The sequence below is a fragment of the Psychrobacter sp. S1-30-MNA-CIBAN-0213 genome, assembly GCF_040309845.1.
Lineage (GTDB): Bacteria > Pseudomonadota > Gammaproteobacteria > Pseudomonadales > Moraxellaceae > Psychrobacter.
Genome location: NZ_JBEOPE010000005.1, coordinates 150,180 through 166,506, shown reverse-complemented (window position 1 = coordinate 166,506; position 16,327 = coordinate 150,180). Strand labels below are relative to the sequence as shown.

Sequence of the window (16,327 nt, the reverse complement as noted above, 5' to 3'; positions counted from 1 at the left end):
AAGACTGGCAAATGACATAGAAGACCTCAGTAGATGAATTTTGTAAAATAACGCTTTCAATAAGTGCTTCTATAACGAATGCCCATATACTTACGAGTGTAGCGTACCTTGTGCGCTTACACTATATGCATTAACTGTTAACGTTTAAATCTTAATTATTGAACGGCGCAGACTGATAGAAGTAATGGTTAATATTATGGTTTTATAGATAGTTTCTTAAGACAGATATCTTAGCCCACAAAAAAGCGCGTTTGTTTTATGATTGATGCAATATCAATATAAAACGAACACGCTTTTTAAGGTAGCTCTTTATTTAATAATATAGATCAACGGTATGTATTTATAACAATAAATCTAGGTAATTGGAGAGTTCGGTTTAACGTTGATGTTCGGTGCCGGTAAGTCCCAGATGTAGAATTTGCCATCTTCAATCAGCTTGATCTGTTGACGAATGATGCTATTGTCCGGCACTTGTTGTTCGAGTCGACGTAGGCGATCTAAGGCTTCGTTACGGCGATCGCTCAATAAGTCTGACTGAGCTAGGCTTTGTTCTGCTTCGGTATAACCAAGTGAAACAGCCTTGTCCAGATACTTTTTCCCTTCTTTAAACCCACCACCTTCTGATAACATCATGCCATATAGGAAATTGGCTTCACCACTGTCAGGTTTGGCTTTGATAGCGCGATCGACATATTTACCACCGCGAACGGCAAAATCTGAACCTAAGTCTAAGTTACGACCCATACCGTTAAGTTTTGCAGCACGCAAGAGTACATCGTAAGAGGCATTAGGTGCACTGGCGTACGGTTCAATCCACTCGGTCATTACTTTAATTTTTTCGCGAGCATAGTGGCGCTGTGAGCGGTTAGGGAAGTTCGGTGGATAATGACGCGCGTTAGGTGACAATTCTTTAATAAAGTCATCAAGTAAACTGACATCAAGCTTGTCTGTACCAAGCCCCGTTGTCTGCGGAATCAATAGCGTAGGCACAAAACTGATATCTGAGATACGTACTTGTGGCGTTGGAAAATTGCCCAGCTGACCACCGCTAATGTCAACACCAGTACTAGTAATAGGACCACGTTGATAAACTTGCGTGGCACCTGTAGGTTTCGGAGTTACAGGAACCACAGGTGTGTAAGGGGTTGGCTGAGCTGGCGCAGCTGCACTGTTTTGCTGAGGCGTAGACTGAGCGGTAGTTGGGGTAGTAGCATCGGCTTCAGGAAGGCTTGGCTGTACACTACTGATAGTTGCATTTGGCTGTGCACGGCGAATAATGCGTTTGCTTGAGTCAATAGCACTCGGTGCGCTGGTACTGATTGCCGGTGCAGCAGTCGTATCAGGGGTCGCAGCTAAGGCAGGAGCTGAAAGCATCATTGTGCAAGCCGTTGCTAGGGCGGTTAGAGTAGCAAATTTATGGTGTTTATCGTGACTTATGGGTTGGCTCATGGCAATCGTTACCTTGGTTGTTAATAAGTTATTTTTAATCAATGATGTTCCATTAACATCTGCAATACTGCATGCAGTTAAAACGTTTGGCTAATAAAATATGCTCAGTGCTATAAAAACTGATGAAAAACTGTACAAATTTTTTATACCCTATCAAACTAGCATCAAGCCTCTCAATAGTAGGATTGTTAAAAATCCTACAGATTAGCTTCAGTTATCAGAATTTTGAAGTACTTTATCGACTAAAAGATTTTATGAGATTTTGAATTTTTAGCGGGCTATTTTGATTGTAAAATATATTTTTTGACTTTACACCTTTATAAATGATAAGCAGTGGCTTTCATACGATTGGCCATCCAGCGCATGGTATGGCGAATAGGGGGCGATAATGCTGTACCGCCGCTATTGATTGCCAGCTCCCGATGATGTAGCTCTTCAATATCCATCTGTGCCAGTATCTCACGCGAGCGCTTATCTTGTATGGGTAGCTGTCCTATATGATCTTGCAAATGCTCACTCACTTGAGCTTCAGTTTCAGCGACGAAGCCTAAGCTAAACTCATTCGAGATAGCACCAGCAACCGCGCCAAGACCAAACGACATGCCATACCATAATGGTGTAAAGACACTAGGATGACTACCCAGCTCTTGCAGACGAGTCTCACACCACACCAGATGATCTACTTCTTCCTCAGCTGACTGCTGCATGGCTTGCTTCACGCCATCATCTTTTGCACTAAAAGCTTGCCCATGATATAGCCCTTGCGCGCATACTTCACCAGTATGATTAATACGCATGAGCCCAGCCACGTGCCGTGCTTCAGTGATACTCAGTTCAGGAATAGTATCATCGCTGACAGGTAGCGGGCGAGTACTAGGATTGGAATGTGGAACGACTGCCCGTAGCGCCTTGTCGACGCCAAGTAACAGATTGTCTATCTTAGATAAGGAACGCAGTGCCATGATTAGCTCCTGATGTAGCTTTGTTTCGTTAGTGTCTTAATTTAATTTTGCAAAAATAATAATTCATTACTATAGCAAACAATATTGATTATCGGCATTAAAGTTCTGTTAGATCGATATTATCTACACCACATTAGTCTTGCCTGCTGAATGAGTCATCATCGTCAGTTTGCATGACAGCCTGCCTGAGATGTTTATTGAGCTTGGTATATAAAAATACACCAAAAACAATATTAAGTATGCCAGTGACCAAAAACAACTGTGGCAGCGACATATTTAACGTATTTAATACTACGATAGCAAATATGGCAGAGGTGACCATAAAAATAGCATTAAAAATATTATTGGCACCAACAATACGCGCACGATGGCTTTTGGGTGCATAAGCTTGCATAGATGCATATAAAGGCACGATATAAAGGCCGCCACTAAAGCCCAAAAAGAATAAATCAGCAAACACGCGCCAGCTGCCATTTATACCAAATAAATCGCTAATACCTAATAATGCTTCAGAATTAACGTTAATATTTAGACCTGATAAGGAGAAATAAAGGTCAATAGCAAAGATACTTAAGCCTGCAATACCAAAAGGTAATAAACGCAAGCTAACTTGGTTCTTGGTTAAGCTTTTGCATAGTAATGAACCGATAGAAACCCCAACGGAAAATAGGGTTAATAGGAAAATAACAACGGACTCATCACCATGTAAGATGACTTTGCTAAATTCAGGCGTTTGGGTCAAGAATGTTGCACCATAAAACCAGAACCAACTATTGCCCAAAATTACAAAGAACAAAAACGGCAAAGAATATAAATAGCGCACTGTGGCCATACTGGTGGTAAAAATATTCCAATTAATAGTTAGGTTAGGCTGCATTGCTGGCATGATGGGGATAAAGCGCGCTGCTACATAGCCTAGTATTGCTACCAACACAACCGTTACACTAATCCAATAAAGCGACTGCGGCAATTGCGTCAATACGCCAGCGATAATCATACCAAGCAAAATAGCAAGGGAAGTACCCATCTGAAACAAACCATTGGCACCGACTAGCTCGTCTTTTTGCATTGCCTGGGGTAGATAAGCATATTTAATCGGACCAAAAAAGGTAGAATGCGTACCCATCAAAAACAGCGCCACGAATAATAGCGCATACCACTCAAATATAAATCCTATGGCAGCGACCGTCATAATAACCAGCTCAAGTAGCTTCACAAAGCGAGTTAGTTTGGATTTTTCAAATTTATCGGCGATTTGGCCAGCCAATGCGGAAAACAAAAAATAGGGCAAAATAAATAGCATCGCTGCCAAATTATTTAAAATACTCACTTCTACGCCGATTTGACTGGCAGCGGTATAAGTCAAAACTAAGATTAACGCTTGCTTAAAAATATTGTCATTAAATGCACCCAAAAACTGGGTAAAAAACATAGCGTTAAAGCGACGACGCTTAAATAACTGAAACTGATTTGCCATGTGGACTCCTATAAGCGGCAGCGTCTAATGCATAAAGTGGGCTAAACATAGGCAACACAAGGTGCTTCTATGTTATATAATTATTAATATTATCAAAAACTTATCAAAATATAAGATAGGTTTTATTATTTTTAGACCGTATAATAGCAAGGCTTTGCTATAAATACATGTGCTAGATGCTATGATTTGATAATTAACTAAGCTATGATTTGTAAGTTTGACATGCTTTTATCGACGTTGATTATAAGCACTATTAATTTTAAATGTGATAAGTATATTCACCGGTAAGTATAGGCGGTATCCATCGTCAGTATAAGCATGCCGCGTGAGGTGATAGGAAATAAGTATGATAAGACAGCAGCCCTCAACGCAATCAGGTAACTTGTCAAACTTGCCGCGTACCTCTTTTACTCGCTCAACACTTTTTACTGCGCTGGCGAGTGCGTTAGTCGGTTTTGGCGCAGCATCTCCTGCCATTGGTGCTGATGATGTTAATACAAAAACCGATGGCTCAGCTCAGCTTTCAAGCTTGTCCAAATACAATGCTCTAATGTCTGATCAAGAGACCGAGCTTGATGCCGCTTTAGATGCGCTACGCCTAAAAAAAGCAGTAGAGCAAGGTGTTATTGATCAATCGGTATTAGATGATTATAGTGAGAAAAGTTTAGGTGGGAAGTCGCAAAAGTCTTTATCAACCAAACCCATCAAGCGTAACCCTAACGTCTCAAAAAGCTCAGATAGCTTAAATGATGTGGATATACTGCAAGCCAATATACCCGATGATAATCTGTTAGAGCAGGCAGCCACAGTGCAGCAGCAAGGCTATCAGATGATGACGCCTGAACAGATTGAGCGTGAACTTGCTGCGGTAGATGCAGAGAATAATCAAAACGATTCTGAAGGTAACAATTCTTCAAGCAACAATAGTAACAATGCTAATGATGGTTTTGATAATCCTGTCGCGACTTTAGATAGCCAAGAGATTCCTATTGGTTTAGATCCAAGCCTAGATGCGGCAAGTTTACCAGCGCCGACCAATCTTGATACCCTTGGACGTGTGCAAAATGCTGCAGAGCGTGCTGAGACGGCTGAAATCCTGTCACGTCCGCTTGATGTGAGTGATTCTGTTAGCAGTAGTAATGTCAATGATAGCCGACAGAGCCCTGCTCAAACTCTCGCACAGCAAGACAGTGATCCGGTGACTGGCGCTGAGGACACTATCGCTGAAATCAAGGCTGAGGCAAGTACAGGCAAATTACCTATCCAAGGTGAAACGGTAGGGCAGCAAGAAGGTGCGCAACCAAAGGCCTTGAATCCTGATGACTATTTACCTGAATACCAAGCTGTCTCTGAGACGCAGGCAGTCACTGACAGTATCGTGCAAGCCTCTAAACCTTCGCGCAAAAACGGTAATATTGTCAAGCGCCTATACAACCGTTTGTTTAACGGTGGGGTAATGGCGTTGCCAAACGTAGAAACGACTATTTACTTACAGCAAGCTGCCACTAATGATAATGCTCAGCCAAAATTGATCAAGGCTGACGACGACAGTCAGCCAATCAATAACATCAAAGCGGCACTTGATGATACGAACGTGCAATCTGTTGCTGATTTTACCGCCGCCTTACCACGTCTACGCCAAACTGCATTAGATGCCGCGCGTGCAGTTGGTTATTACGATGTTACCCTACGCCTGCGCCAACCAACTATTGATACTATTGACGTCATTATCGAAGAACTTGGTGAACCTGTGCGCGTTGATAGTCGTATTGTAGATATTCGCGGTGAAGGTATCGAACAACCTGAATTTCAAGCGCTCGAAAAAGATATGCCGCCACAAGAAGGAGATATCTTTAATCATCGTGTTTACAAAAACAGCAAAGCCGCACTTGAAGCCTTAAGTAATACCTATGGTTATTTTGATCAATACTGGTTAAACAAATCAGTCGATATCATTTTGCCGGACAACACAGCTGATGTTTCACTGGTTTACAATACTGGTAATCGTTATGATTTTGATGAAGTGGTGTTTTTTACCTACGATGAGGCGACAGGTACTCTTACACGAGATCCTGAAAAACTTCCGGTTGAGACTTCATTATTGAAACAGATGTTTGACTTTGAAGCAGGCGATCCGTTCTATCGTCCGGCCATTACCAAACTTGGTAATGACTTATCAGCGACCCGTTATTTTAATACCGTCAACGTTGAGACGATATTGCCACCGGATGAGCTCAGCGAAAGCAGCACCTTAGCTTTTGATAATACTCCGATAGATGCTGATAATGATGGCATCATAGATGATGATGTCGACAGTACGGCTAATGTTAACTCTTCTGATAACGGCAATAGTGGCGAGTCGGCGATGAATACCGTCAATGCTCAAAGTGCTGACGATAATGTTGATAGCAGCGATGATGTCGAGAACAATGGTGATAACATTGAAGCCAATAGTGGCGCTACTGTAGATGCAATGGATGTTGCTCCTATTGAGTTTGAAGTCGATCAAGAAACGCAAGACAAGCTGCTAGCTATCAAGCGTAAAGCAGATCGGTTAAGTGGCTTGCCAGATGATCGGCTGCTCGATGAAAAGACGCAAGAAGCAGATAGTATTCTAGGAAAAATCAGTGACTCCATTAGTAAAGTTGCCAAAAAGATCTTCCCTGATGAAGAAAGCATACTGGCTGATGAAAACTTTGTACCGCCTACACTTGCAGGACGTAAAACACCCCAGCAAGTTCAAGAAAGTAAAAAAGTACCACTGTATGTCTTTGTCTATGCTGATAAGCCACGTGATGCGCAAGTAGGTATTGGTTATGGCACAGACACAGGTGTGAGAGCGACTGCTAAGATAGACTATAACTTAATTAATCGTAAAGGTTATCAAGCAGGAGCAGAAACTGAGATCTCACGAATCAATAAAAATGTTGCCGTCTATGCCAGTCGACCATGGAAACATCCGCTCAATGATAAGCTAGAGGGACGTCTTACTTATGAAGAAGAAGTGATCGATCAGGGCGAAGGTAACTTTGATTTATCCACCAAAACGCTAAAAGCAGCATTAGCCCGTAATATTCGCCGCGAGAACGGCTGGAATCGTAGTTATTCTGTGCGCTATCGCTTAGATGAGCTGGAAACTGGCGTTGATGATACTAAGTTGGATGATCTGCCTATACGTTTTACCTCCTCTAGGCCTACGCAAAAGGCACTGCTACTTGGCTATGGTATAAATAAAACGGATGTCGATAGTGCTACTAATCCGACTCGCGGTATACGTCAATACTATGCTATTGAAGCAGGAGCAGATAAGGCGCTTAGTGATACTGATTTGGCTATAGTTCGCGCTGGTGTTAGTGGTATCTATAGCTTCGGAGACTCTAATAAGCATCAAGTGCTTGGTAGTTTAAATACAGGGTATATTTGGGCGGATGATTTTTATGAAGTACCTTATAAGTTGCGCTTTTTCGCTGGTGGCGATCAAAGCATTCGCGGTTATGATTATGAAAGCTTATCGCCATTAGAAAATGGTTATCTAACGGGCGGACAAGTACTAGCAGTCGGTAGTGCCGAGTACAATTATGAATTTATTCCTGGCTTTCGTGGTGCAGTATTTACCGATGTAGGTAATGCTTATGATAAAGACTTTGAGACTGAAACCAAAGTCGGTGTCGGTGTCGGTATTCGCTGGGCATCGCCTGTGGGAATCGTACGTGTAGATGTCGCTGCTGGCGTGACAGAAGATAGTGTTCCAATTAGACTACACTTCTTTATTGGCTCGCCTTTATAGCTGAAATTACAGACTCAATCGTCAACGTATAGGTTAAGTCGATCAAACTAGAAAAGCCCAATGAGTCGCTTTTATTAATTCTACCAATTGCTGGTAATAATCTTTTAACGTAGTTGAGTGTCATGTTGACCAAAAAGACCCCGCCTGACCGTTCACCGGATGAAGATCCTGCCCAAAGAGATGCCCGCGCGGTAAGACGCTGGTATCCACTATCCTTTGTACTCAAACTACTGGTACTGATACTTATCGTTCTGCTGATTATGTTTGCGATCTTCTTTTACATGACGGGAACAGAGTCAGGTACGAAGTTTATCTTAGAAAAGATAAGTGCTGAGACGGGGATTGAGCTTAAATACGGTAAGGGAAATTTACGTGACGGCATTTGGGTTACGGATATAGATATCCAAGCGACTGAGGATCTTGAAATATTGGTGGACAAAGCTTATGTAAAAATAGGCTGGCGTGCTGTCTTTGCTAAAGAAGTGCATCTTAGTGATGCTGATATTCAGCGTATAGAAATTATTAATAATAAACCTCCAACTGGTGAAGCATTTGATTATAAAACGCTTAAACTTCCGGTTAATTTGCGTTTTGATCAAGCAAAAATAAAGAATATCGTTTACAAGCAAGTAACCAAAGATCCTATCGTGGTGCACGATATTAATGCTCGTGATTTAACGTGGGTAGGTAGTAAAGTGACGGTTGGTCGTGGTGATTTACGTTATGCAGATATTGTCAAAATCAGTGCATTGCAAGGCAGTATAGATTTACAAGGCGACTATCCGTTAGATCTCAGTGCTATCGCTGAAGTCAGTGCGTTAGAAAAGGCCTATATTGATCCACTAAACGTGACAGCGACAGGAACTTTAAAGCGCACAGTAGGTAAGGTGCGTAGTCGTTACAACGAGGGCGATGTCCGAGGTGAGTTTGTGGTGCAGGGGCTTGATAACGACGCACCATTCCAAGCTAAATTGCAATGGGATGATGTCGTTATTCCTTATGTAGATGCACAAAATATTCATTTAAAAAGTGGCACCGCTATCGCAAATGGGGTTATTTCTGAGATACGTCTACGTATTAATACAGAATTGACTGCTAAAGACATCCCTTCAGGACATTATCAAGGACGCGCAATCATTGCCAATAGTCAACTGCGTATTGATCGCTTAGATGCTGATGTACCAGCTGGACGTTTAGTATTGCAGGGCATTTTAGACTGGCAAGACAGCTTCGATGCAAAAATACGAGCGACAGGTAGTAACTTTGATATGCGTCGTGCTATTCCTGATGAATATACTGATTTTAAAGCGTATGCGCCGCAAAAGCTCAACGGCCGGCTATCAATGCATTATCAACAACAAAATAGCGCTGGGAATACGCAGATTGATGCTGACTTGCGTCAGCGTGATGGCGAACACGTCAATGCCAATATTGTCCGTGGCAAAACGTCATTAAAATCTAAGCAAGTGGCACCTTGGTACATTGATGCTAAATGGCAAAATCTCACTCGTCGCAATGTACCTAACATTGGCAATATTGACAGTCCAAATGGACAGGCTGATGTCATCGTGCGCGGCTCAAGCTTATCGATCGATGCCAAGGCTCTTATCAATGAGCTAAACGCAGCGCCTAAAGGTAACTACGATGTAAAAGTTCGTAAAGTTGGTAATGTCATCGATATCAACGGTCTTAATTATAAAGGTATAGTCGGTGATTTATCAGGTAATGGGCAGATTCAGCTAGCGACTAAGCAGCGACCGTTGACATGGCAGATTGATGCACGTACCAATGGTTTGCTACCCAAACAATACCGTGACGATTTGCCACTTGAGCGCCTGACAGGAAGTCTCAGTGCTCGTGGTCGTTTGCTCAATATTACTAAAAACGGTGTCAAAGGTCAGCGACACATCATTAATTTGAATAAGACTGACTTGCAGGCTCAGCTTGATGCTACCCAAAATGGTCGCGACATTGGTATAGCAGGTAATGGCGATGCGAGCATTGATGTTGTCGGTGGCAAGCTATCAGTATTTGATGTACGTTTTAATGGTCAACTTGATACTGCTGATGTTCCCAATGGTCGACTATCGATTGATGCTGCTGGCACGCCAAAGTTAATCAACGTGCGTAAGTTGGATTATGCTGGTGAAGCTGGTGCTGTTAATGTGAAAGGTGTGATTGATTTGCGCCAAGATATTGGCTGGACAGTGAATGGGCGTTTTAACAATTTCGATCTAGGTTATTTTTTACCGAACAATCCAGCCATTCTCACTGGTGATTTGAACACGAGTGGACAATGGCAACCTGCGCCCAAAAACCGCCCTGATGCAAAGAGTAAATTGCGACGCTTTGCTATAAATTTCGATGGCGTACTGGATGCCAAGCAGCTCCCTGCTGGCAAACTGACTATTGATGCTAGTGGAGACTCACAACTCATTCGTATTAAGCGTTTCCGTCATGTGGGTGCCGCGGGTAGTATCGATGCTCAAGGGTCAATAGACGTGAGTAAAGGTATTGCGTGGGATATCAGCGCAGTGATGGATCGCTTTAACCTAGGTTACTTCCTAAAAGACACGCCAAGTACAATTACTGGCAGCATAAAAACGGATGGAAGCTGGAGTAAAGCGCAGCAAATTATCAATCTACAACAAATCAACCTAAATGGTACTTTAAAAGGTCAACCTCTGAGTGCTAAGGGTAGTTTAGCAGCCAAGTTAAACTTGCCGGAAGATTTAAGCAGTTATTTCCAGCGTCTAAAAGCCCAAGATGCTAAAGCTCAATATCAGCAGGTAAACGCGCTCATCGATAGTCTCAATGCTAATAATCTTGTGCTACGTTGGGGTGATAACTATCTGACTGCCAATGGCAACGCTAAGCAGCTACAAGCAAAGATTAATATTACTAGTCTCGATCAGCTTTCAGAAAAGCTTGCAGGTAAAGTAACTGGCGGGGCGACTTTGTCCCAGCCAGCAGGACAAGCGTTACCGACTATTTATATAGATCTAGTAGGTGAGCGTATCGCATTACCTGGGTTTATATTACGTCAAGGCCGCATACGTGGTAAGTTAGTGAATCTAGCAAACAGTCCTAGCCAGTTCATTATTAGTGCCGAAGGTTTGGATGCAGCTGGACAAAGCTTTAAAAATGTTAATGCGTCGTTCAGTGGCACCGAGCAGGCACATATCGTTAATCTTGAGGTAGCTAATGAGAAATTAGATATCTCAGCACGGCTGAAAGGTGGCTTTAACCGTGACCAGTTAAGTTGGTCAGGTGTGATAGGTAAAGGTCGCATCAAGTCACAGTATGCTACTTTGAATCAGTTGCAGCCTGCACAGGTAATCGTTAACTTGCCAAAACCAGAAAAAAACGGCGGTACTAGTGATCTAAAAGTTCAATTAGCGGCACATTGTTGGCAAGCAAAAGATCAGACTGGCAAGCTATGTTTACGTGAGAATCTCATTGCTTCAGCCGCTGGTGGACAAGTCAATCTTGCGTTACAAAAGCTCGATGCATCGCTGTTTTCAGTATTCTTACCTAAAGATATCGATTGGCATGGTCAGATTAATGGTAAAGCTATTGTGGGATGGCAACGTGGTAAGCCACCTACTATCAATATGACTTTGTATTCTGACAATGGCAAAATAGGTCTGATTCAAGATGGTGATGCTGCCCCTATAACCCTACCTTATGAGCGCGTATCTCTCATCGCATTGTCAATACCTGAAGGACTAAAACTGCGTACAGATATCAATACTGGAAACGGTGCTCGCGGCTATGCCGAAGTAATCGTAGACCCGTACAAAACACCCAAACCAATATCAGGTGCGCTAGTACTCAACGAGCTTAATCTCGCTGTATTCAAGCCTTTCTTCCCAGGTATGCGCGTACTTGAAGGTAATATTACTATGGCAGGGGGCGTTGGTGGCACCCTAGATAAGCCACAGTTTTATGGAGATGTAAAACTTGCTAATGGCCGTGTTGCCATGCTTGATTTACCAGTTAATCTATCTAACGTCAATGTAGCTGCTAAAATTCGCGGCACCCAAGCGACGATTGATGGAAAGTTTAACAGTGGTACAGGTACGGGTACGTTGATCGGAACAGTTAATTGGCAGCAAAAGCTGCAAGCTAAGCTCAGTGTTGTTGGCGAAAGATTGGTATTGACGCAACCACCATTGTTGTTGGCTGAGGTTAACCCTGATATTGATATAATCGTACGCCCAGGTGATCGTTACGTTAATATCGAAGGGGCGGTCAGTGTACCATCAGCGACTATTCGTCCTCCCGAAGCTAGCGAAGATATTATTACCCAGACCGAAGACGCTGTTGTGATTGATAGACGTTTAATTGGCAACATTGAGGACGTTTTGGCAGTCTCGAAACCATGGTCTATCAATGCTGATATAGGTATCGATTTGGGTGATGACATTAATTTCCGTGGTTTTGGTGCTGTTATTCCTTTGGCAGGTGCTCTCAATATTAATCAAAACGGTACTGGCATTATGCGAGCCAAAGGGGTTGTCCAAGTATCCCGTCGTACTAATATCAATGCCTTTGGTCAGAGCTTAGAACTCAATTACGGGCAAGTACGCTTCAATGGCGATGTTATGAAGCCAAACCTTAGTATCGAAGCAGTCAAAGTTATCGATGGCAAGACAGTAGGTTTGCGGGTTAAAGGTAATACTGAAAGTCCGAATATCATCGTCTTTAACAATGCAGGACTTACCCAGCAGCAAGCGATGAATGCATTGGTAACTGGCCGTATCAATAATACAGGTGCGACCCAAATCAGTGAGCAAGGCTTTAAGTCTCAGGTAACCAACAACCTAGCCGCTGCTGGACTAAGCTTCGGCCTTAGCGGTACACGTAGTTTAACTAATCAAATAGGTCAGGCTTTTGGTCTGCAAAGCCTAACTGTTGATGCTTCAGGAAGTAGTGAAGATACGAATGTTAATGTCACAGGTTACGTAACCCCTGACTTATATATTCGCTATGGAGTAGGTGTCTTTAATGCTCAAAATAGCTTGTCTATTCGTTATCAATTAACGCGCCGTATCTATGTTGAAGCAACTTCTGCAGCTGAAAATGCAGTGGATGTGGTCTATAGTTGGCAGTTCTAAACGGTAACGCTCTACATGCTTTCTTAAAAAGTGAGCGCAGTTGAAGACTATAATAAGAAGCTGCTATAAATAATCAGTACCCATTATTTTCCAATAAAAAACGCCTTTCGATAAAGGCGTTTTTTTGTAATAGCTTTCACATTATTTAGTCAGGATTAAACGATTATTACGAGTCAAACGCAGGCGGTATTCCTCACCTTCATGCTCAATACGCACCTCTTTAGTGAGTGCAAATAAATGCTGCGACTGAAGAGTAGGTAGTCGATTTTCACGGCAGTTCAAGTAACGAGAGATGACCATGCTCATAGTAAATTCCTTTTGATGAAATAGCTGTTTAAGTAATGACGATGCAATATTAATTAACGATAATAATTATCATTTACATTGGGGTTTTTTGCAAGGTAATTAATAAAATAAAATGCAGTCATTATGTAAACTTATCTGCAGTAGTCGTCATAAAGTGGTTATCAAGGAAGTTTTGAGTAAGATTTCGAGTAGATTAAACAGCTTCTTAAATTAACGTCAGCCTTACACCCTAATCTTTGTAAAATAATGAAACAGAGCGGTGATAAAAAAACCAATATAAGAACAGTAATAAAGGACATTACCATGCCAAACCAGTCAGATAAGCAATCAAAAAATATTCCAGTAACCATCGTAAATGTCGCTATCGCCGTCATTCATTATAAAGACAAATATTTGCTTGGGTTTAGAGATGCGTTGCAGCATCAAGGCAATCGCTATGAGTTTGTTGGCGGCAAGATAGACAACAAGGAAACGGCGAAACAGGCATTAATACGTGAAGTCGCTGAAGAGACGGGTATTGAAATTTCTGACAATACAATCGTTAAGCTTGGGCGCTTACATCATGACTATGGTAATAAGCAGGTAAGCTTACAGGTTTATAATATCGAGCTGACAACACAGCAGTACGAAAAATACAAACCTCTTAGCTACGGCTTAGAAGGGCAGGCTCTGACATGGGTAAATAAGTCTGAGCTATTGGCAGGGAACTATAACTTGCCAGCTGCTAATAAAACGATTCTTGAATGGCTACGTCTGCATTCAAAGATAGTGATTACCTATCCACTGGCACACTTTAGTACAAACCCTGACCCAGCGGCAGCATGGTTACAGTTTCATCAAAAACACTTAGCTGAAGAAGCTTGGGTATATATACGGGTCAAGGATGCAAGCTCAGAGAATATGGCAGAGCAACTGATGCGTTCACGTCCAGATATCTTCTCAATTATGCCTCATAATGATGATTGTCATTACTTGACAACTAGTCATCAAATAATAGCTTACCATTTGACGCATACTGCATTGATACAATGGTTCAATGCAGTTGAAAATAACTCTGTATCTGGTCAGTTATTACCTCCTAGTCATTCACTGATAATAAGTTGTCATGATGCAGACAGTATCTATGCAGCCAATAAGCTTGCCTCTGCACGTTTAGAGCAACAGCTGCCTCCAATAATCGGTATTTTTTTATCGCCAGTACTAGCAACTCAAACGCATTCTAATGCTACGCCACTGGGTTGGGAGGAATGGTCAGCATTGGCAGTGCTTGCGGATATGCCTGTCATTGGCCTAGGTGGATTGTCACCAACTCTATTGGAACAAGCAACGCACTATGGAGCGACCAGCATAGCTGGTATTCGACATTTTTTGTAATATTATGATAAAAGCTTCAAAGTAATAAAAAGACTGGCTATTATTTGATGAGCTATTGATTGCAAATCTCGATAATGCTTTTACATACGAGTTACTATGTGTTCGGTTTTTCAGATTAGAATAATATTACTTACAAACCGTTGCGTTTTCCTACATTGCCACACTGTTTTAAGATCAATCATGTCGTTAATATTGCATATGAAAGTATAGGGCGCTAAGTAAAAAGTAACAGTATTAGACACACAATACTCATTCTATTTTAACTAGATATTAAAGAACTCTATATTTCTAATATTCTATATTATTTTATAGATAAAATTTTTCGATAAACAAGATTCTAACCTATAAACCTCGATGGTATTTTTATGAAAACCAATGAGTTACCTACGCCAGAATGCTCTGACTTGCAGGCAGCTGGTTCTCAGTCTGGACGGACTCACCAATCAAGTTACAATTATTTGATGGGCGACAAAACAAAAGTAGTCGGTAATACCAGTTGTGCCAGTAATGATGCTAACTACAATGATAAGGCTGTGCACATGTTCTTAAGCGAAGAGATATCGATAGACGACGACTCTGCCGACGAGTGTTCAGATCATATTGCTGACATTACATCGATAAAAAAAAGCCGTTATAAGAAAAGTAAAGGCTTAGCATCAACCAAAGTATATGGCTCGAACGAACCTAGGGCAGCATCGCTCCATGCCTCTATAGATAGTAGCGAAAATAAAAAGCTTTCTAAAAATGATACATTACTAGCCGCAGCTGCTCAATGTAGCGAAGTTCCGGAGCGCGTATTTATGAATGGTCTTATCAAACATACTGGAATTGCGCTGGCAATTATTGTTCCGTTGGCAGCATTTTCTGCTTACGCTGCCACGCCACCAGCGACAACTATTCAAGCGGCAGGTACAGATACAGTAAATACTGAAAAAACGACAGCGGCGCTCATAGATATCAAGTCATCTTCTATCGTTCATAATTCAGCTACTGAACCAACTACTGTAGATAGTCTAGACTTAGCAAAATATAGCGGAACATGGTATGAAATTGGACGCTTGCCGATGTACTTCCAACGAAAGTGTGCCAGTGATGTGACTGCTACTTATACGCCAAAAACTGAAGGCTCTGGTATTACTGTACTTAATCAATGTTCTGCTGAAGATGGCAAATCTATTACTGCTGAAGGATTGGCAAAGCCTGCGGACAGTACAGGCAGTAAGCTTAAAGTTACTTTTTTACCTTCATGGATTCGTTGGTTACCTGTAGGCCGTGCAGATTATTGGGTGCTAGCACATGACCCGAGTTATAAAACAGCACTAGTCGGTACACCAGACAAAAAGTATTTATGGTTGCTGGCACGTTCACCAAATGTTTCGCAAGAGACTTATTCGAACTATCGTAAGATTGCTCAGCAGCAAGGATATAACTTAAAAGAATTTAAACTGACTGATCACCGTAATCAAACGGTTAATCTAGTACCTTAACTTTTAATAATTTAACCTCGTATTAGGCCATGATAGCTAGCAGCTTACCTATTAAGAGTTTGGTACTGGTTGCAAATTTGAATTAACAAATAATCGAAGAGACAGCTAGATAGGCTGTCTTTTTTATACTTACAAATGTGATTTTTGTTAAAAACAACAGATTAACAAGGTCAAACGTTAGCAATAAGCGTTATCACTGGCAAAATTAGGCATTTTGAGCTAAAATACACACCAATTAAAAGCCAAGATAAAGACTGCCAGAGAGGCTACAAACTTACATAAAAAAGCGGTTATAAATAAGTAGTTATAAGTAGCAATCTTATCTAAGTAACGATTAACCCAGTTCTTTATATTTTTTAGTACTT

The 16,327-nt window shown here is 41.6% G+C and carries 8 protein-coding genes; 4 read left to right on the top strand and 4 right to left on the bottom strand.

The window, feature by feature from the left end; all coding sequences use genetic code 11:
- Window positions 1-354: 354 nt before the first annotated feature.
- The 3 genes from AAEY87_RS07180 to AAEY87_RS07170 form a co-directional block, all read right to left on the bottom strand.
- A complete protein-coding gene (locus tag AAEY87_RS07180; RefSeq protein WP_350656551.1) occupies window positions 355-1,449 on the bottom strand; it encodes a tetratricopeptide repeat protein in 1,095 nt (364 codons plus the stop codon).
- A gap of 317 nt (window positions 1,450-1,766) precedes the next feature.
- Window positions 1,767-2,405 (bottom strand): 2-polyprenyl-3-methyl-6-methoxy-1,4-benzoquinone monooxygenase, encoded by a 639-nt coding sequence (coq7, locus tag AAEY87_RS07175; RefSeq protein WP_228138942.1) that lies wholly within the window; start codon window positions 2,403-2,405, stop codon window positions 1,767-1,769.
- Window positions 2,406-2,544: 139 nt separating this feature from the next.
- On the bottom strand, window positions 2,545-3,888 hold the full coding sequence (locus AAEY87_RS07170; RefSeq protein ID WP_350656550.1) for an MFS transporter: 1,344 nt from the start codon (window positions 3,886-3,888) through the stop codon (window positions 2,545-2,547).
- A gap of 346 nt (window positions 3,889-4,234) precedes the next feature.
- On the opposite strand from AAEY87_RS07170, the gene AAEY87_RS07165 reads away from it, so the two are divergent.
- Window positions 4,235-7,675, top strand: coding sequence for an autotransporter assembly complex protein TamA (locus tag AAEY87_RS07165; protein WP_350656549.1), 3,441 nt, complete (start codon window positions 4,235-4,237; stop codon window positions 7,673-7,675).
- Window positions 7,676-7,797: 122 nt separating this feature from the next.
- A complete protein-coding gene (locus AAEY87_RS07160) occupies window positions 7,798-12,795 on the top strand; it encodes a translocation/assembly module TamB domain-containing protein (protein ID WP_350656547.1) in 4,998 nt (1,665 codons plus the stop codon).
- A 141-nt stretch (window positions 12,796-12,936) separates the two neighbouring features.
- Here AAEY87_RS07160 and hemP read toward each other — a convergent pair whose 3' ends face one another.
- On the bottom strand, window positions 12,937-13,095 hold the full coding sequence (gene hemP, locus AAEY87_RS07155; RefSeq protein ID WP_227672156.1) for a hemin uptake protein HemP: 159 nt from the start codon (window positions 13,093-13,095) through the stop codon (window positions 12,937-12,939).
- A 309-nt stretch (window positions 13,096-13,404) separates the two neighbouring features.
- Here hemP and AAEY87_RS07150 point away from each other — a divergent pair, with 309 nt between their 5' ends.
- Together AAEY87_RS07150 and AAEY87_RS07145 are read left to right on the top strand one after the other, a co-directional pair.
- Window positions 13,405-14,475 carry an NUDIX domain-containing protein gene (locus AAEY87_RS07150; protein WP_350656546.1) on the top strand — a complete coding sequence of 357 codons (1,071 nt, stop codon included), beginning with the start codon at window positions 13,405-13,407 and terminating at the stop codon, window positions 14,473-14,475.
- Window positions 14,476-14,840: 365 nt separating this feature from the next.
- Complete coding sequence (locus AAEY87_RS07145; RefSeq protein ID WP_350656545.1) at window positions 14,841-15,962, top strand: lipocalin family protein; 1,122 nt, start codon at window positions 14,841-14,843, stop codon at window positions 15,960-15,962.
- Window positions 15,963-16,327 lie beyond the last annotated feature (365 nt).

What these genes read in the sequence shown, in the direction of transcription:
- AAEY87_RS07180 (WP_350656551.1), bottom strand. Translation starts at nt 1,449, where the DNA reads ATGAGCCAACCCATAAGTCACGATAAACACCATAAATTTGCTACTCTA.
- AAEY87_RS07170 (WP_350656550.1), bottom strand. Translation starts at nt 3,888, where the DNA reads ATGGCAAATCAGTTTCAGTTATTTAAGCGTCGTCGCTTTAACGCTATG.
- AAEY87_RS07165 (WP_350656549.1), top strand. Translation starts at nt 4,235, where the DNA reads ATGATAAGACAGCAGCCCTCAACGCAATCAGGTAACTTGTCAAACTTG.
- AAEY87_RS07160 (WP_350656547.1), top strand. Translation starts at nt 7,798, where the DNA reads ATGTTGACCAAAAAGACCCCGCCTGACCGTTCACCGGATGAAGATCCT.
- hemP (WP_227672156.1), bottom strand. Translation starts at nt 13,095, where the DNA reads ATGGTCATCTCTCGTTACTTGAACTGCCGTGAAAATCGACTACCTACT.
- AAEY87_RS07150 (WP_350656546.1), top strand. Translation starts at nt 13,405, where the DNA reads ATGCCAAACCAGTCAGATAAGCAATCAAAAAATATTCCAGTAACCATC.
- AAEY87_RS07145 (WP_350656545.1), top strand. Translation starts at nt 14,841, where the DNA reads ATGAAAACCAATGAGTTACCTACGCCAGAATGCTCTGACTTGCAGGCA.